This is a genomic window from Mycobacterium sp. HUMS_12744610 (assembly GCF_041206865.1).
GTDB lineage: Bacteria > Actinomycetota > Actinomycetes > Mycobacteriales > Mycobacteriaceae > Mycobacterium > Mycobacterium servetii.
Genome location: NZ_JBGEDP010000001.1, coordinates 4,628,623 through 4,644,787 on the forward strand (window position 1 = coordinate 4,628,623; position 16,165 = coordinate 4,644,787).

Here is a 16,165-nt window from a genome sequence, read left to right on the forward strand (position 1 = left end):
AGACCCATGGATTTCACTCTCCCAGAACATCTTCCGGGACTGCTCGCCGAGATGGACGCGTTCATCGAGGCGGAGATCAAGCCGCTGGAACGCGACCACATCCAGTACTTCGACAAGCGCCGCGAGCACGCCCGCACCGACTGGGACAACGACGGCATCCCGACCCGGGAGTGGGAGGACCTGCTCGCCGAGATGCGCAGGCGCGCCGACAAGGCGGGCTGGCTGCGCTACGCGCTGCCGGCCTCGCTGGGCGGCCGCGACGGCACCAACCTCGACATGGCCGTCATCCGGGAACACCTGGCGCACAAGGGCCTGGGGCTGCACAACGACCTGCAGAACGAGTCGTCGATCGTCGGGAACTTCCCGCAGGTCATCATGATGGAGCGGTTCGGCACCGACGAGCAGCGCGCCGCCTGGTCGGAGGCGCTGATCACCGGGGAGCGCTCCATGGCGTTCGGTCTGACCGAACCGAAGCACGGTTCGGATGCCACCTGGCTGGAAACCCGCGCCGTACCCGACGGGGACGACTGGGTGATCAACGGCTCCAAGCGGTTCAACACCGGCGTGCATCGCGCCACCCACGACCTGGTATTCGCCCGCACGTCCGGGGAGCCGGGGCAGGCGCACGGCATCACCGCGTTCCTGGTCCCCACCCACGCCCCGGGCTTCGGCGTGCCGTACTACTGGTGGACGTTCAACATGCCCACCGACCACGGCGAGGTCGAACTGACCGACGTGCGCGTACCCGCCGACGCGGTGCTCGGCGAAGTGGGCCGCGGCCTGGAGGTCGCGCAGACGTTCCTGCACGAGAACCGGATTCGGCAGGCCGCGAGCAGCCTGGGCGCCGCGCAGTACTGCATCGACCGCGCCGCGCAGTACGCCGGCGAGCGCACGGTGTTCGGCAAACCGCTGTCGGTCAACCAGGCCGTGCAGTGGCCGCTGGCCGAACTGCAGACCGAGGCGCAGATGGTCCGGCTGCTCGTCCAGTACGCGGCATGGCATCTGGACCGCGACCACCACATGGAGGTCTCCGACAAGGTGTCGATGGCCAACTACCGCGCCAACCGGCTGGTCTGCGACGCCGCCGACCGCGCCATGCAGGTCTTCGGCGGCCTCGGCTACAGCCGTCACGAACCGTTCGAGCACATCTACCGCCACCACCGCCGGTACCGGATCACCGAGGGCGCCGAGGAGATCCAGATCCGCCGGGTGGCGCAGCGGTTGTTCAGGTTCGGCAAGCGGTGACGGCCGAACCGGAGCTGCTCGGCAGGCTGACGGGAGTGCTGGCGCAGGTGCTCGGCGCCGGCACCGCCGTCGAGAATCTGCGCGCGCTGACCGGTGGCGCCAGCCGCACCACCTGGGCGTTCGACGCCGTCACGGCTGGCGGGCGCCGGGCGCTGATCTTGCGCATCGGTCCCCCCGACGACGTGCACGCCGGCATGGAGCTCGAGGCCCGCGCACAGGCCGCGGCGGCCGCGGCCGGCGCACCGGTCCCCCACGTTCTGATCGCCGACGATTCGGCTGCCGCACTCGGTAATCCGTTTCTCGTCTGCGACGAGATCAAAGGCGAGACGATCGTCCGGCGCATCCACCGGCAACTCGACGCCGGCGGCCACGGGTACGAGGCCCGCACCGGACTGCTGCATCAGTGCGCGCGGGCGCTGGCCGCCATCCACCGGGCCGACCCCGACCTGCCCGGATTGACCCAGGAGGACCAACTCGCTCAGTGGCGCGAGCGCCTCGACGCGATGGGTGACACCACCGCCACGTTCGAATGGGCGTTCCGGTGGCTGGCCGCCCGCCGGCCTCGGCCGTCGGCGCGGGTTCTGGTGCACGGCGATTTCCGGATGGGAAACCTCATCGTCAACGGCTCCGACCTGGCCGCGGTCCTCGACTGGGAACTGGTGCACGCCGGGCAGGCCTACGAAGACCTGGCCTGGTTCTGCATCCGGGCCTGGCGGTTCGGCGCCCCGGCCAGCCTGGCCGCGGGCGGCCTGGGCAGCATCGAGAGCTTCCTGCGGGCCTACGAGGAAGCCGCCGCAACTACCGTCGACCGGGTGGCGTTCCACTGGTGGCTGGTGCTGGCGACGCTGCGCTGGGGGGTCATCTGCCGCTACCAGGCGGAACGGCATCTGAGCGGGCAGTCCCGCTCGGTGGAGCTGGCGACGATCGGCCGCCGCGTCAGCGAGACCGAGTGGGACCTGCTCGACCTGCTCGAGAGCCCGGAGTCGAAGGTGTGCTCGTGATCGGCGCCTATGGCCGCCCGCTGGCGGCCGAACTCGTCGCCGCGGTGGCCGAGTTCCTCGAGTCCGAGGTCCGGGAGGCGACGACCGGACGGGTCAACTTCCACGCCCGGGTGGCCGCCAACGCGTTGCGCATCGTCGAGCGGGAACTGCTCGACGAGAGCGAGGCGGAAAGCGGTGCGGCGCTGGCCCGCCTGGGCTACGCCGACGAAGACGCGCTCGCGGCCGCGATCCGGGCCGGCGACCTGGACGGGCGCGCCGGGGAGGTCATCGCCTGCCTGCGCACCCTGGTCCGCCGCCGGCTGGCGGTCGCGCACCCGGGATACGACGAGCCGGACCCGGACACCGCATAGACAGCGACCAGGAGCCTGCCCATGCCGAGCCCGACGCCGAAACCATCATCGACGTAGCCGATCGCCTGTTCGCCGCGATCGAGGGCGGCGACAGGGCAACGGTGGACCGGCTCTGGCGCGATGACATCGCGGTGTGGCGATCGGGTGCGCGCCGGGATGACGACAAGGCCCGGCGCGGTCCGCATCGCGGGCCACACCCGGGTCGAGCGGGCCCGGTTCGGCTTGGGCTGGAACAAGTTCGGCATGATGGCGGCGACCGCGACGGCGGCGGCCGACGCCGTCTTCGTGCGGGTACCCCGTTAGGCGCGGCGCCGCCGCAGTACCATCTGCTCGTGCCCGCCGCGAATACCGACTCCGCCGTCGCCCTGCGCGTCCTCGTCTACAGCGACAACGCCGACACGCGCCGGGAAGTGATCCAGGCGTTGGGCCGGCACCTGCACCCGGATCTGCCCGAGCTCAACTACATCGAGGTGGCGACCGGCCCCATGGTCATCCAGCGGATGGACGAGGGCGGCATCGACCTGGCCATCCTGGACGGGGAGGCGACGCCGACGGGCGGCATGGGAATCGCCAAGCAGCTCAAGGACGAACTCGAGACGTGCCCGCCGATCGTCGTGCTCACCGGGCGTCGCGACGACGCGTGGCTGGCCAAATGGTCTCGCGCCGAAGCTGCGGTGCCGCACCCCATCGACCCGATTGTGCTGGGCCGTACGGTGCTGGGCCTGCTGCGAACCCCCGCTCGCTAGCCGGGCGCAGCGGGTCGCCCGCCCGCACCACATCAGGGTGCCGTGGCTGAGGTAGGGGCCTCCGGTCGGATCGTATTGGGATTAGCCGGCGTCGACGAGGGGCGTCAGCGCGTTGTTCAGGCCGCTGACGATGGGCGCCGCGACCCCGATCTGCTGCAGTGGCATCAGGAGGGGTAAGGGTCGTGGTCGGCACCATGTACGTCGTCGTGGTGCACCCGAGCGCGTTCGCGACGGATGACACCTGAACCACCTGCGACGGCGCGACGAGTTCGGTGCCCATCTCGACGGGCCGATCGCGGCCCGTCGCGGCCGCGGCAACGGTCCGCGAGGCACAAAAGCATAAGCACCGCATGCCCCAGGTCGGGCTGACAATCTGCGGTTCCACCGAAGTTGAGCGGCCATCCCGGTCACGGGCCCGGCAACCGATCGGATAGCCCACCCCGGGCAAGCGCCCCGGCCGTCGCGACGCTATGTTGTAGGTCACTGCGACCGGACAAAGACACTGTCCGTCACAGCAGCCCGGCCACCGCCCGGTCGCCGCCCGGCGGCCCGTACGACGGATCTTGGAGCGAGTTGAACGCCTACATACCCATCCTGGTACTGGGAGCCATTGCCGCCGCCTTCGCCGTGGGCTCGGTGGTGATCGCGAGCCTGGTCGGTCCGTCCCGATACAACCGTTCGAAGCTGGCCGCCTACGAGTGCGGGATCGAACCCACCGAAAGCACCGCCCACACGACCGGCGGCCAGCGGTTCCCGGTGAAGTACTACCTCACCGCGATGCTGTTCATCGTCTTCGACATCGAGATCGTGTTCCTGTATCCCTGGGCGGTCAGCTACGACGCGCTGGGGACGTTCGCGCTGGTCGAAATGGTCGTGTTCATGCTCACGGTTTTCGTGGCCTACGCCTACGTGTGGCGCCGCGGGGGCCTGACGTGGGATTGAGGTAAGACGTGGGCCTGGAAGAACAGCTGCCCGGTGGGATTCTGCTGTCCACCGTCGAGAAGGTCGCGGGCTATGTGCGCAAGAACTCGCTGTGGCCGGCGACCTTCGGGTTGGCCTGCTGCGCAATCGAGATGATGGCGACGGCCGGACCCAGATTCGACATCGCACGCTTCGGCATGGAGCGGTTCTCGGCGACACCGCGGCAGGCCGACCTGATGATCGTGGCCGGGCGGGTCAGCCAGAAGATGGCACCCGTGCTGCGCCAGATCTACGACCAGATGGCCGAGCCGAAATGGGTGCTGTCGATGGGCGTGTGCGCGTCCTCCGGCGGGATGTTCAACAACTACGCAATCGTGCAGGGCGTCGACCACGTGGTCCCGGTGGACATCTACCTGCCCGGCTGCCCGCCGCGCCCGGAGATGCTCCTGCACGCAATCCTCAAGCTGCACGAGAAGATTCAGGACATGCCGCTCGGCGTGAACCGGGAACACGCCATCGCCGAGGCCGAGGAGGCGGCGCTGGCGGCCCGGCCCACCATCGAGATGCGCGGGCTGCTGCGATGAGCTCACCGGACCAGGACCCGCAGGAAGCAGTGGCCCGCGCCGACGAGGAAGTGATCGATGTCCGGCGCGGCATGTTCGGGGTGTCGGGCACCGGCGACACGTCCGGATACGGCCGGCTCGTGCGTGAGGTCACGTTGCCGGGCAGCAGTTCCCGGCCCTACGGCGGCTACTTCGACGCGGTCGCCGACGGCCTGGCCGAGGCGCTGGGGCGCGCCGGTGTCGATTTCGGCACCGCGATCGAGAAGGTCGTGGTCCACCGCGACGAACTGACGCTGCACGTGCGCCGGGAGTCGCTGCCGCAGGTCGCCCAGCGGCTACGCGACGAACCGGACCTGCGGTTCGAGATGTGCCTGGGCGTCAGCGGCGTGCACTACCCGCACGAGGCCGGGCGGGAACTGCACGCGGTCTATCACCTGCAGTCGATCACCCATGGCCGCCGCGTGCGGCTGGAAGTTGCTGCGCCGGAAGGTGATCCGCACATCCCGTCGCTGTACGCGATCTACCCGACCAACGACTGGCACGAACGCGAGACCTACGACTTCTTCGGCATCATCTTCGACGGGCATCCGTCGCTGACCAGGATCGAGATGCCCGACGACTGGCAGGGGCACCCGCAGCGCAAGGACTACCCGCTGGGCGGAATCCCGGTGGAATACAAGGGCGCGCAGATACCCCCGCCCGACGAGCGGAGGGGCTACAACTGATGAGTCAAACCGAAACCCTCGTCGTCGCCGGCGGCCAGGACTGGGAGCAGGTCGTCGACGCCGCCCGCAAGGCCGACCCCGGTGAGCGCATCGTCGTCAACATGGGCCCCCAGCACCCGTCGACCCACGGGGTGCTGCGGCTGATCCTGGAGATCGAGGGCGAGACCGTCACCGAGGTCAGGTGCGGAATCGGCTACCTGCACACCGGGATCGAGAAGAATCTCGAATACCGCTACTGGACCCAGGGCGTCACGTTCGTGACCCGGATGGATTACCTGTCGCCGTTTTTCAACGAGGCCGCGTTCTGTCTGGGCGTGGAGAAGCTACTCGGCATCACCGACCAGATCCCGGAGCGGGCCAGCGTCATCCGCGTGATGATGATGGAGCTCAACCGGATCTCCTCGCACCTGGTGGCCCTGGCCACCGGCGGCATGGAACTGGGCGCGATGACCCCGATGTTCGTCGGCTTCCGGGGCCGCGAGATCGTGCTCAAACTCTTCGAGTCGATCACCGGCCTGCGGATGAACAGCGCCTACATCCGGCCCGGCGGCGTGGCGCAAGACCTCCCGCCCAACGGGGTCGACGAGGTCGCGGCCGCCCTCGAGGAATTGCGTCATCCGCTGCGTGAGATGGGCGCCCTGCTCAACGAGAACGCCATCTGGAAGGCCCGCACCGAGGGCATCGGCTACCTGGACCTGACCGGCTGCATGGCGCTGGGGATCACCGGCCCGATACTGCGGTCCACGGGACTGCCGCACGACCTGCGCAAGAGCGAGCCGTACTGCGGATACCAGAACTACGAGTTCGACGTGATCACCGCCGACACGTGTGACGCCTACGGGCGCTACATGATTCGCGTGAAAGAGATGTGGGAGTCGATGAAGATCGTGGAGCAGTGTTTGGACAAACTGCGGCCGGGTCCGACGATGGTCGAGGACCGCAAGATCGCCTGGCCGGCCGATCTGAAGGTGGGCCCCGACGGCATGGGCAACTCGCAGGAGCACATCGCCAAGATCATGGGCAGCTCGATGGAGGCGCTGATCCACCACTTCAAGCTCGTCACCGAGGGCATCCGGGTGCCCGCGGGCCAGGTGTACAGCGCGGTCGAATCGCCCCGCGGCGAGTTGGGCGTGCACATGGTCAGCGACGGCGGCACCCGCCCCTACCGGGTGCACTACCGGGACCCGTCGTTCACCAACCTGCAGTCGGTCGCCGCGATGTGCGAGGGCGGAATGGTCGCCGACCTGATCACCGCGGTCGCCAGCATCGACCCGGTCATGGGCGGGGTGGACCGATGACAGGTGCCCAGGGGCAGCCCGTGTTCATCCGGCTGGGCCCGCCGCCCGAGGAGCCCAACGCGTTCGTGGTCGAGGGCGCGCCGCAGTCCTACCCCCCTGAGGTGCGGGCTCGGTTGGAGGTCGACGCCAAGGAGATCATGGGCCGCTACCCCGAGAAGCGCTCGGCGCTGCTGCCGCTGCTGCACCTGGTGCAGGCCCAGGATTCCTACCTGACTCCGGCCGGTCTCGAATTCTGCGGTGAGCAGCTGGGATTGACCGGGGCCGAGGTGTCGGCGGTGGCGAGCTTCTACACGATGTACCGTCGCGGACCCACCGGCGACTACCTCGTCGGGGTCTGCACGAACACGCTGTGCGCCGTCATGGGCGGCGACGCGATCTTCGAGAGCCTCAAAGAGCACCTCGGCATCGGCAACGACGAGACGACGGCCGACGGCTCGGTCACGCTACAGCACATCGAGTGCAACGCCGCCTGCGACTTCGCCCCGGTGGTGATGGTCAACTGGGAGTTCTTCGACAACCAGACCCCGGAGTCGGCGCGCGAACTCGTGGACTCGCTGCGCTCGGGCACGCCGGCGCCGCCGACCCGCGGCGCCCCGCTGTGCGCCTTCCGGGAGACGTCGCGCATTCTGGCCGGCCTGCCCGACGAGCGGCCGGACCAGGGGCAGGGCGGGGCCGGCGCCGCGACGCTGGCCGGGCTGAAGGTGGCGCGGGAACTGGGCATGGAGGCGCCGGCAGCGTCGGAAGGCCAGTCATGAGCACCCCGCTGACCCCGGTCCTCAGCCGCTTCTGGGACGACCCCGAGTCGTGGACGCTGGACACCTATCTGCGCAACGACGGCTACCAGGCGATGAAGAAGGCCCTGGCGATGGACCCCGACGCGGTGATCGCCACCGTCAAGGACTCCGGGTTGCGCGGGCGCGGTGGCGCGGGCTTCTCGACCGGCACCAAGTGGTCGTTCATCCCGCAGGGCGACTCCGGGGCGGCCGCCAAGCCGCACTACCTGGTGGTCAACGCCGACGAGTCGGAACCCGGTACGTGCAAAGACATCCCGCTGATGCTGGCCACCCCGCACGTGCTGGTCGAGGGCGTCATCATCGCGGCGTACGCGATCCGTGCCCACCACGCGTTCATCTACGTGCGCGGGGAGGTGCTGCCGGTGCTGCGCCGCCTGCAGAACGCGGTGGCCGAGGCCTACGCCGCCGGATACCTGGGCCGCGACATCAACGGCTCGGGCTTCGACCTGGAGTTGGTGGTGCACGCCGGGGCGGGCGCCTACATCTGCGGTGAGGAGACCGCGCTGCTGGACTCGCTGGAGGGCCGGCGCGGCCAGCCGCGGCTGCGGCCGCCGTTCCCCGCGGTGGCCGGACTCTACGGCTGCCCCACCGTGATCAACAACGTCGAGACGATCGCCAGCGTGCCGGCGATCATCCACCACGGCGTCGAGTGGTTCCGGTCGATGGGCAGCGAGAAGTCGCCCGGCTTCACGCTGTACTCGCTGTCCGGGCACGTCACCCGGCCCGGCCAGTACGAGGCCCCGCTGGGCATCACGCTGCGCGAGTTGCTCGGCTACGCCGGCGGCGTGCGGTCCGGGCACCGGCTCAAGTTCTGGACGCCCGGCGGGTCGTCGACCCCGCTGCTGACCGACGAGCACCTCGACGTGCCGCTGGACTACGAGGGCGTCGGCGCGGCCGGCTCGATGCTGGGCACCAAGGCGCTGGAGATCTTCGACGAGACCACCTGCGTGGTGCGCGCCGTGCAGCGCTGGACCTACTTCTACAAGCACGAGTCCTGCGGAAAGTGCACGCCGTGCCGGGAGGGCACCTTCTGGCTCGACCAGATCTACGAACGCCTGGAAACCGGCAAGGGTACGCCCGAGGACATCGACAAACTGTTGGACATTTCCGATTCGATCCTGGGAAAGGCGTTCTGCGCGTTGGGCGATGGCGCCGCCAGCCCGGTGATGTCGTCGATCAAGTACTTCCGCGACGAATACGTCGCGCACGTCGAGGGCGGCGGGTGCCCGTTCGACCCCAAAGACTCCATGCTGAACCCCAACGGAAAGGTGTGACCGTCACATGACGGCTGCGGCCAAACCCGAGACCGGCGGCGAGGTGAGCCGACCCGAGATGGTGACGCTGACCATCGACGGTAACGAAATCAGCGTTCCGAAGGGGACTTTGGTTATCCGCGCCGCCGAGCTGATGGGCATCCAGATCCCGCGCTTCTGCGACCACCCCCTGCTGGACCCCGTCGGCGCGTGCCGGCAGTGCCTGGTCGAGGTCGAGGGGCAGCGCAAGCCGATGGCCTCGTGCACCACGGTCGCCACCGACGACATGGTGGTGCGCACCCAGCTGACCTCCGAGGCCGCCGACAAGGCCCAGCACGGCGTGATGGAACTGCTGCTGATCAACCATCCGCTGGACTGCCCGATGTGCGACAAGGGCGGCGAATGCCCGCTGCAGAACCAGGCGATGTCCAACGGCCGCGCGGACTCCCGCTTCACCGACGTCAAGCGCACGTTCGCCAAACCGATCAACATCTCCTCGGAGGTGCTGCTGGACCGGGAACGCTGCATCCTGTGCGCGCGCTGCACCCGGTTCTCCGAGCAGATCGCCGGTGACCCGTTCATCGATATGCAGGAGCGGGGCGCCCTGCAGCAGGTCGGCATCTACGCCAACGAGCCGTTCGACTCCTACTTCTCGGGCAACACGGTGCAGATCTGCCCGGTGGGCGCGCTGACCGGGATGGCGTACCGGTTTCGGGCGCGCCCGTTCGACCTGGTCTCCAGCCCGAGCGTGTGCGAGCACTGCGCCTCGGGTTGCGCGCAGCGCACCGACCACCGCCGCGGCAAGGTGCTGCGGCGCCTGGCCGGTGACGACCCCGAGGTCAACGAGGAGTGGAACTGCGACAAGGGGCGGTGGGCGTTCAACTACGCGATCGCCCCGGATGTCATCGCCACCCCCCTGATCCGCGGCGAAGACGGCGTGCTGACGCCCGCGTCGTGGTCGCACGCGATGGCGACGGCGATCCGGGGCCTCGATGCGGCCCGCGGGCGCACCGGCGTCCTGGTCGGCGGCCGCGCCACCTTGGAGGACGCCTACGCGTACTCCAAATTCACCCGAATCGTGTTGGACAGCAACGACATCGACTTTCGCGCCCGTCCGCACTCGGCCGAGGAGGCCGCTTTCCTGGCGGCGCGGATCGCCGGCCGCCGCGACGTCGGCTACGCCGATCTCGAATCCGCGCCGGTGGTGCTGCTGGTCGGGTTCGAGCCGGAAGAAGAGTCGCCGATCGTGTTCCTGCGGCTGCGCAAGGCGGCCCGCAAGCGCGGCGTCCCGGTGTACGCGGTCGCGCCGTTCGCGACCCGCGCGCTGCACAAGATGGCGGGCCGGCTGCTGCAAACCGCACCCGGCGCCGAAGCGGCCACGCTGGACGGCCTGACCACCGGCGAGGTGGGCGAGCTGCTGTCGGCTCCGGGCGCGGTCATCATGCTCGGCGAGCGCCTGGCCGCGGTGCCCGGCGGATTGTCCGCCGCCGCGCGGCTCGCCGACGCCACCGGGGCCCGGCTGGCGTGGGTGCCACGGCGGGCCGGCGAGCGCGGCGCACTCGAGGCCGGCGCGTTGCCCGGCCTGCTGCCCGGTGGCCGCCCACTGGACGACGAGGCCGCCCGCGCGCAGATCGCCGCGGCCTGGAACGTCTCCGAACTGCCTTCCGCCCGTGGACGCGACGTGGACGGCATCCTGGCCGGCGCCGCCGACGGCACGCTGGGGGCACTGGTGGTGGGCGGTGTCGAACCCGACGACTTCGCCGACCCCGCAGCAGTGCTGGCCGCGCTGGACGCCGCCGGGTTCGTGGTCAGCCTGGAGCTGCGGCACAGCGCCGTGACCGAGCGCGCCGACGTGGTGTTCCCGGTCGCGCCGACGACGCAGAAGGTCGGGGCCTTCGTCAACTGGGAGGGCCGGTACCGCCCGTTCGAACCGGCGCTGCACGGCACGACAAAGCAGGCCGCCCAGTCCGACCACCAGGTGCTCGACGCGCTGGCCGACGAGATGGGCATCTACCTGGGGCTCTCGACCGCCGACGCGGCGCGCGCGGAACTGGCGAGGCTGGGCACCTGGGACGGCAACTGGGCCGCCGGGCCCGACGTCGCCGCGCCGACCGGGCCCGGTGAGCAGCCGGACAAAGGCCAGGCGGTGCTGACCGGCTGGCGGATGCTGCTGGACGCCGGCCGGATGCAGGACGGCGAACCGCACCTGGCCGGGACCGCGCGCACACCCGTGGCGCGGCTGTCGGCCGGCACGGCGGCCGAGATCGGCGCCGCCGACGGCGACGAGGTCACGGTCAGCACACCGCGCGGCTCGATCACCCTGCCGCTGAGCGTCACGGACATGCCCGACCGGGTGGTGTGGCTCCCGCTGAACTCGCCGGGTTCGGCGGTACACCGGGAGCTGGGCGTGACCATGGGGAGCACGGTGAACATCGGAGTGGGCAAATGACCGGCTTGAGCGCCTTCGGACACGACACGTGGTGGCTGGTGCTGGGCAAGGCGCTGGCCATCTTCGTGTTCCTCATGCTCAACGTGCTGGTCGCGATCCTGTTGGAGCGCAAGATTCTCGGCTGGATGCAGCTGCGGCCCGGCCCCAACCGGGTGGGTCCGTGGGGCGCCCTGCAGAGCCTGGCCGACGGGATCAAGCTGGCGCTCAAGGAGAGCATCACCCCCAAGGGCGTCGACTGGTTCGTGTACATGGCGGCGCCGGTCATCTCGACGATCCCGGCGTTCACCGCCTTCGCGTTCATCCCGTTCGGCCCGGTGGTGTCGGTGTTCGGCCACCGGACGCCGCTGCAGCTGACCGACCTTCCGGTCGCGGTGCTGTTCATCCTCGGGCTCTCGGCGATCGGGGTGTACGGAATCGTGCTGGGCGGCTGGGCGTCCGGGTCCACCTACCCGCTGCTGGGCGGGGTGCGTTCCACCGCCCAGGTCATCTCCTACGAGGTCGCGATGGGGCTGTCGTTCGCGGCGGTGTTCCTCTACGCCGGCTCGATGTCGACGTCGCAGATCGTCGCCTCCCAGAACCGGGTCTGGTACGTGTTCCTGCTGCTGCCGTCGTTCATCATCTACCTCATCTCGATGGTCGGCGAAACCAACCGTGCGCCCTTCGATCTGCCCGAGGCCGAGGGTGAGCTGGTCGCGGGGTTCCACACCGAGTACTCGTCGCTGAAGTTCGCGATGTTCATGCTGGCCGAGTACGTGAACATGATGACGGTCTCCTCGCTCGCCACGGCCCTGTTCTTCGGCGGGTGGCATGCGCCGTGGCCGCTGAACATGTGGGCCGGTGCCGACACCGGCTGGTGGCCGGTGCTCTGGTTCACCGCCAAGATGTGGACCTTCCTGTTCATCTATATGTGGCTGCGCGCCAGCCTGCCCCGCCTGCGCTACGACCAGTTCATGGCGCTGGGCTGGAAGCTGCTGATCCCGGCATCGCTGGTGTGGGTCCTGATCGCGGCGGTCATCCGCACGCTGCGCAACCAGGGTTACCCGTACTGGACGCCGCTGCTGGTCGTCAGCAGCATCGTGGTGGCCGCGGTGCTGGTACTGCTGTTGCGGAAACCGTTCGCCAATCCCGGTGTCCGCGCGATGGAACGGGAAATGCGCCGCCGCGAGAAGGGTCGCGGCGCCGCGGCCCTCGAGCCGGCGTTCCCGGTGCCGCCGCTGCCGATGAAGGCCCTGACGACCCCGATCGGTGCGAGCAAGGAGAAAGCGCATGGCTAAGTTGCTGGACGCCGTGGCCGGATTCGGCGTGACGTTCGCCGCGATGTTCAAAAAGCGGGTGACCGAGGAGTATCCGGAGAAGCCGGGCCCGGTGGCGCCGCGCTACCACGGCCGTCACCAACTCAACCGCTACGCCGACGGCCTCGAGAAGTGCATCGGCTGCGAGCTGTGCGCGTGGGCCTGCCCGGCGGACGCCATCTACGTCGAAGGCGCGGACAACACCGAGGAGCAACGATTCTCCCCCGGTGAGCGCTACGGCCGTGTCTACCAGATCAACTATCTGCGCTGCATCGGCTGCGGCCTGTGCATCGAGGCCTGCCCCACCAGGGCGCTGACGATGACGAACAACTACGAGATGGCCGACGACAACCGCGCCGACCTCATCTACGAGAAGGACCGGCTGCTGGCCCCGCTGCTGTCCGACATGCTCGCGCCGCCACATCCCCGGACGCCGGGGGCCACCGACAAGGACTACTACCAGGGCAACGTGACCGCGCAGGGCCTGCGCGCACCCCAGACCGCCGGGGAACCGCGGTGATTGCGTCCGATGTCCACGTCCTGGCGGCCGACGCCATCGTCCGGACCTCCACCGGTGAGGCGGTGACGTTCTGGGTGCTGGGCGCGCTGGCGTTGATCGGCGCGCTCGGGGTGGTGCTGGCGGTCAACGCCGTCTACTCGGCCATGTTCCTGGCGATGACGATGATCATCCTGGCGGTGTTCTACATGGCCCAGGACGCGCTGTTCCTCGGCGTCGTGCAGGTCGTGGTCTACACCGGCGCGGTGATGATGCTGTTTTTGTTCGTGCTGATGCTGATCGGCGTGGACACCTCCGAGTCCTTGAAGGAGACGCTGCACGGACAGCGCGTCGCGGCCGTGGTGACCGGGGTCGGGTTCGGTGTCCTGATGGTCGCCGCCATCGGCAACGTGGCGACGGGCGGCTTCGCCGGGCTGCGCGGGGCCAACGCGAACGGCAACGTGGAAGGCCTGGCGGCGCTGATCTTCTCGCGTTACCTGTGGGCCTTCGAGTTGACCAGCGCGCTGCTGATCACCGCGGCCGTCGGGGCGATGGTGCTGGCGCACCGCGAGCGGTTCGAGAGGCGCAAGACCCAGCGGGAGCTCTCCGAGGAACGCTTCCGGCCGGGCGGGCATCCCACGCCGCTGCCCAACCCCGGCGTCTTCGCACGCCGCAACGCCGTCGACACGGCCGCGCTGCTGCCCGACGGCTCGTATTCGGAGATCTCGGTGTCGCCGATCCTGCACCGGCACACCGGCGAGGGCACCGAGATCCCCTCCCGGGAAGCGAGCCCGAGCCTGCCCCAGGGAGGTGCGTCGTGAATCCGGCCAACTACCTGTACCTTTCGGCCCTGCTGTTCACCATCGGGGCCTCGGGTGTGCTGCTGCGCCGCAACGCCATCGTGATGTTCATGTGCGTCGAGCTGATGCTCAACGCCGTCAACCTGGCTTTCGTCACCTTCGCCCGGATGCACGGCCACCTGGACGGGCAGATGATCGCGTTCTTCACGATGGTGGTGGCCGCCTGCGAGGTCGTGATCGGACTGGCCATCATCATGACGATTTTCCGTGCCCGCAAATCGGCGTCAGTCGACGACGCGAACCTACTCAAAGGCTGAGAACGCCACCGTGACAAATCTTTTGGGGACTCACTACACCTGGCTGCTGGTGGCCCTGCCGCTGGCGGGTGCCGCGATCCTGCTGTTCGGCGGTCGACGCACCGACGCGTGGGGCCACTGGCTGGGCTGCGCCGCGGCCCTCGCGTCGTTCGGCGTGGGCGCCACCCTGCTGGCCGACATGCTGGCCCGCGGCGCCGACGACCGCGCGATCCACCAGAAGCTGTACACCTGGATCCCGGTCAACCAGCTGCAGGTCGACCTCGGGCTGCAGATCGACCAGCTGTCCATGTGTTTCGTGCTGCTGATCAGCGGGGTCGGCTCGCTGATCCACATCTACTCGGTCGCCTACATGGCCGAGGATCCCGACCGCCGCCGCTTTTTCGGCTACCTCAACCTGTTCCTGGCCTCGATGCTGCTGCTGGTGGTCGCCGACAACTACGTGGTGCTCTACGTCGGCTGGGAGGGCGTCGGCCTGGCGTCCTACCTGCTGATCGGGTTCTGGTACCACAAGCCGACCGCGGCCACGGCGGCCAAGAAGGCGTTCGTGATGAACCGGGTCGGCGACGCCGGCCTCGCGCTGGGAATGTTCCTGATGTTCGGCACCTTCGGGACGCTGTCCTACGCGGGCGTCTTCGCCGCCGCGCCGGCCGCGGGCACGGGCGTGCTGAACGCGATGGGGTTGCTGTTGCTGCTGGGCGCTTGCGCCAAATCCGCGCAGGTCCCGCTGCAGGCCTGGTTGGGCGACGCGATGGAGGGCCCCACCCCCGTGTCGGCGCTGATCCACGCCGCCACCATGGTGACCGCCGGCGTGTACCTGATCGTGCGGTCCAACCCCCTGTACAACCTGGCGCCCGGGGCGCAGCTGGCGGTGGTCATCGTCGGTGCCGTCACGTTGATGCTGGGCGCGATCATCGGCTGCGCCAAGGACGACATCAAACGCGCCCTGGCCGCCTCGACGATGAGCCAGATCGGCTACATGGTGCTGGCCGCCGGCCTGGGCCCGGCCGGCTACGCATTCGCGATCATGCACCTGCTGACCCACGGGTTCTTCAAGGCGGGGCTGTTCCTCGGCTCCGGCGCGGTCATCCACGGGATGCACGAGGAGCAGGACATGCGCCGCTACGGCGGGCTGCGCGCCGCCCTGCCGATCACGTTCGTCACCTTCGGGCTCGCCTACCTGGCGATCATCGGCGTGCCGCCGTTCGCGGGCTTCTTCTCCAAGGACGCCATCGTCGAGGCGGCGCTGTCCTCCGGCGGGATCCGCGGCTACGTGCTGGGCGGCACCGCGCTGCTGGGCGCCGGGATCACCGCGTTCTACATGACGCGGGTGATGCTGATGACCTTCTTCGGCGAAAAGCGCTGGGCGCCGGGCGTTCACCCGCACGAGGCACCGGCGCTGATGACGTGGCCGATGATCCTGCTCGCCTTCGGCTCGGTGTTCTCCGGTGGCCTGCTGGCCATCGGCGGCACCCTGCAGCGCTGGCTCGAACCGGTCGTCGGCGCGCCCGAAGAGGTGACCCACGCCCTGCCCACCTGGGTCAGCACCGCGCTGGCGCTGACCGTCGTCGCCATCGGCATCGCGGTGGCCTACGCCAAGTACGGAAGGTTGCCGATCCCGCGGGTGGCCCCGCTGTCGGTCTCCCCGGCGACGACGGCCGCGCGCGCCGACCTCTACGGCGATGCCTTCAACGAGGAGGTGTTCATGCGCCCCGGCGCCCAACTGACGCACGCGCTGGTCGAATTCGACGACGCGGGTGTGGACGGCTCGGTCAACGCCCTCGCGGCGCTGGTGAGCGCGACGTCGAACCGCCTACGCGGCCTGCAGACGGGTTTCGCGCGCAACTACGCATTGTCCATGCTGGCGGGCGCCACCCTGGTGGTCGCGCTGATCCTGGCGGTGAGGTTCTGGTGAACG

At 69.3% G+C, this 16,165-nt stretch carries 17 protein-coding genes and 1 pseudogene; 17 read left to right on the plus strand and 1 reads right to left on the minus strand.

Going from position 1 to position 16,165, the window contains the following annotated elements; genetic code table 11:
* Window positions 1-6: 6 nt before the first annotated feature.
* The 5 genes from AB8998_RS22510 (at window position 7) to AB8998_RS22530 (ending at window position 3,342) form a co-directional block, all read left to right on the plus strand.
* Window positions 7-1,245 carry an acyl-CoA dehydrogenase family protein gene (locus AB8998_RS22510; protein ID WP_369739840.1) on the plus strand — a complete coding sequence of 413 codons (1,239 nt, stop codon included), beginning with the start codon at window positions 7-9 and terminating at the stop codon, window positions 1,243-1,245.
* On the plus strand, window positions 1,242-2,246 hold the full coding sequence (locus tag AB8998_RS22515) for a phosphotransferase family protein (protein WP_369739842.1): 1,005 nt from the start codon (window positions 1,242-1,244) through the stop codon (window positions 2,244-2,246). The genes AB8998_RS22510 and AB8998_RS22515 overlap by 4 nt, the downstream gene beginning before the upstream one ends.
* Window positions 2,243-2,596 carry a DUF6285 domain-containing protein gene (locus tag AB8998_RS22520; RefSeq protein WP_369739844.1) on the plus strand — a complete coding sequence of 118 codons (354 nt, stop codon included), beginning with the start codon at window positions 2,243-2,245 and terminating at the stop codon, window positions 2,594-2,596. The genes AB8998_RS22515 and AB8998_RS22520 overlap by 4 nt, the downstream gene beginning before the upstream one ends.
* A 156-nt stretch (window positions 2,597-2,752) precedes the next feature.
* The gene (locus AB8998_RS22525; RefSeq protein ID WP_369739845.1) at window positions 2,753-2,899 is read left to right on the plus strand and encodes a hypothetical protein; all 147 of its coding nucleotides are present in this window, start codon (window positions 2,753-2,755) and stop codon (window positions 2,897-2,899) included.
* A gap of 29 nt (window positions 2,900-2,928) precedes the next feature.
* On the plus strand, window positions 2,929-3,342 hold the full coding sequence (locus AB8998_RS22530) for an Rv3143 family two-component system response regulator (RefSeq protein WP_369739847.1): 414 nt from the start codon (window positions 2,929-2,931) through the stop codon (window positions 3,340-3,342).
* Between the two features lie 81 nt (window positions 3,343-3,423).
* Here AB8998_RS22530 and AB8998_RS22535 read toward each other — a convergent pair whose 3' ends face one another.
* Window positions 3,424-3,744 (minus strand): PE-PPE domain-containing protein, encoded by a 321-nt coding sequence (locus AB8998_RS22535; RefSeq protein WP_369739848.1) that lies wholly within the window; start codon window positions 3,742-3,744, stop codon window positions 3,424-3,426.
* 171 nt (window positions 3,745-3,915) lie between these two features.
* On the opposite strand from AB8998_RS22535, the gene AB8998_RS22540 reads away from it, so the two are divergent.
* From AB8998_RS22540 to nuoL, 12 genes and pseudogenes are all read left to right on the plus strand, one after another.
* On the plus strand, window positions 3,916-4,284 hold the full coding sequence (locus AB8998_RS22540) for an NADH-quinone oxidoreductase subunit A (protein WP_369739849.1): 369 nt from the start codon (window positions 3,916-3,918) through the stop codon (window positions 4,282-4,284).
* Window positions 4,285-4,292: 8 nt separating this feature from the next.
* Window positions 4,293-4,847: a NuoB/complex I 20 kDa subunit family protein gene (locus tag AB8998_RS22545; protein ID WP_369739850.1), complete on the plus strand. Its 555-nt coding sequence runs from the start codon at window positions 4,293-4,295 to the stop codon at window positions 4,845-4,847.
* Window positions 4,844-5,551: an NADH-quinone oxidoreductase subunit C gene (locus tag AB8998_RS22550; RefSeq protein WP_369739851.1), complete on the plus strand. Its 708-nt coding sequence runs from the start codon at window positions 4,844-4,846 to the stop codon at window positions 5,549-5,551. Before AB8998_RS22545 ends, AB8998_RS22550 begins: the two co-directional genes overlap by 4 nt.
* The gene (gene nuoD / locus AB8998_RS22555) at window positions 5,551-6,849 is read left to right on the plus strand and encodes an NADH dehydrogenase (quinone) subunit D (protein ID WP_369739852.1); all 1,299 of its coding nucleotides are present in this window, start codon (window positions 5,551-5,553) and stop codon (window positions 6,847-6,849) included. The genes AB8998_RS22550 and nuoD overlap by 1 nt, the downstream gene beginning before the upstream one ends.
* Window positions 6,846-7,604, plus strand: a complete 759-nt coding sequence (gene nuoE / locus AB8998_RS22560) for an NADH-quinone oxidoreductase subunit NuoE (protein WP_369739853.1) — start codon at window positions 6,846-6,848, stop codon at window positions 7,602-7,604. The genes nuoD and nuoE overlap by 4 nt, the downstream gene beginning before the upstream one ends.
* A complete protein-coding gene (gene nuoF / locus AB8998_RS22565; RefSeq protein ID WP_369739855.1) occupies window positions 7,601-8,917 on the plus strand; it encodes an NADH-quinone oxidoreductase subunit NuoF in 1,317 nt (438 codons plus the stop codon). The genes nuoE and nuoF overlap by 4 nt, the downstream gene beginning before the upstream one ends.
* 7 nt (window positions 8,918-8,924) lie before the next feature.
* Window positions 8,925-11,345, plus strand: coding sequence for an NADH-quinone oxidoreductase subunit G (locus AB8998_RS22570; RefSeq protein ID WP_369739856.1), 2,421 nt, complete (start codon window positions 8,925-8,927; stop codon window positions 11,343-11,345).
* A gap of 5 nt (window positions 11,346-11,350) precedes the next feature.
* The gene (nuoH, locus tag AB8998_RS22575; protein ID WP_369741705.1) at window positions 11,351-12,619 is read left to right on the plus strand and encodes an NADH-quinone oxidoreductase subunit NuoH; all 1,269 of its coding nucleotides are present in this window, start codon (window positions 11,351-11,353) and stop codon (window positions 12,617-12,619) included.
* Window positions 12,603-13,157, plus strand: a pseudogene (gene nuoI / locus AB8998_RS22580) (NADH-quinone oxidoreductase subunit NuoI); the annotation flags it as partial. The gene nuoH and the pseudogene nuoI, both read left to right, overlap by 17 nt.
* Window positions 13,157-13,954, plus strand: a complete 798-nt coding sequence (locus tag AB8998_RS22585; RefSeq protein WP_369741706.1) for an NADH-quinone oxidoreductase subunit J — start codon at window positions 13,157-13,159, stop codon at window positions 13,952-13,954. The pseudogene nuoI and the gene AB8998_RS22585, both read left to right, overlap by 1 nt.
* The gene (nuoK, locus tag AB8998_RS22590) at window positions 13,951-14,250 is read left to right on the plus strand and encodes an NADH-quinone oxidoreductase subunit NuoK (protein ID WP_025735676.1); all 300 of its coding nucleotides are present in this window, start codon (window positions 13,951-13,953) and stop codon (window positions 14,248-14,250) included. The genes AB8998_RS22585 and nuoK overlap by 4 nt, the downstream gene beginning before the upstream one ends.
* A gap of 10 nt (window positions 14,251-14,260) precedes the next feature.
* Complete coding sequence (nuoL, locus tag AB8998_RS22595) at window positions 14,261-16,162, plus strand: NADH-quinone oxidoreductase subunit L (protein ID WP_369739857.1); 1,902 nt, start codon at window positions 14,261-14,263, stop codon at window positions 16,160-16,162.
* The last annotated feature ends 3 nt before the right edge of the window (window positions 16,163-16,165 follow it).

Bases quoted from the DNA above. Each gene is read 5' to 3' on its own strand.
- AB8998_RS22510 (WP_369739840.1), top strand. From the start codon at position 7: ATGGATTTCACTCTCCCAGAACATCTTCCGGGACTGCTCGCCGAGATG.
- AB8998_RS22525 (WP_369739845.1), top strand. From the start codon at position 2,753: ATGACGACAAGGCCCGGCGCGGTCCGCATCGCGGGCCACACCCGGGTC.
- AB8998_RS22535 (WP_369739848.1), bottom strand. From the start codon at position 3,744: ATGGCCGCTCAACTTCGGTGGAACCGCAGATTGTCAGCCCGACCTGGG.
- AB8998_RS22550 (WP_369739851.1), top strand. From the start codon at position 4,844: ATGAGCTCACCGGACCAGGACCCGCAGGAAGCAGTGGCCCGCGCCGAC.
- nuoD (WP_369739852.1), top strand. From the start codon at position 5,551: ATGAGTCAAACCGAAACCCTCGTCGTCGCCGGCGGCCAGGACTGGGAG.
- nuoE (WP_369739853.1), top strand. From the start codon at position 6,846: ATGACAGGTGCCCAGGGGCAGCCCGTGTTCATCCGGCTGGGCCCGCCG.
- nuoF (WP_369739855.1), top strand. From the start codon at position 7,601: ATGAGCACCCCGCTGACCCCGGTCCTCAGCCGCTTCTGGGACGACCCC.
- AB8998_RS22570 (WP_369739856.1), top strand. From the start codon at position 8,925: ATGACGGCTGCGGCCAAACCCGAGACCGGCGGCGAGGTGAGCCGACCC.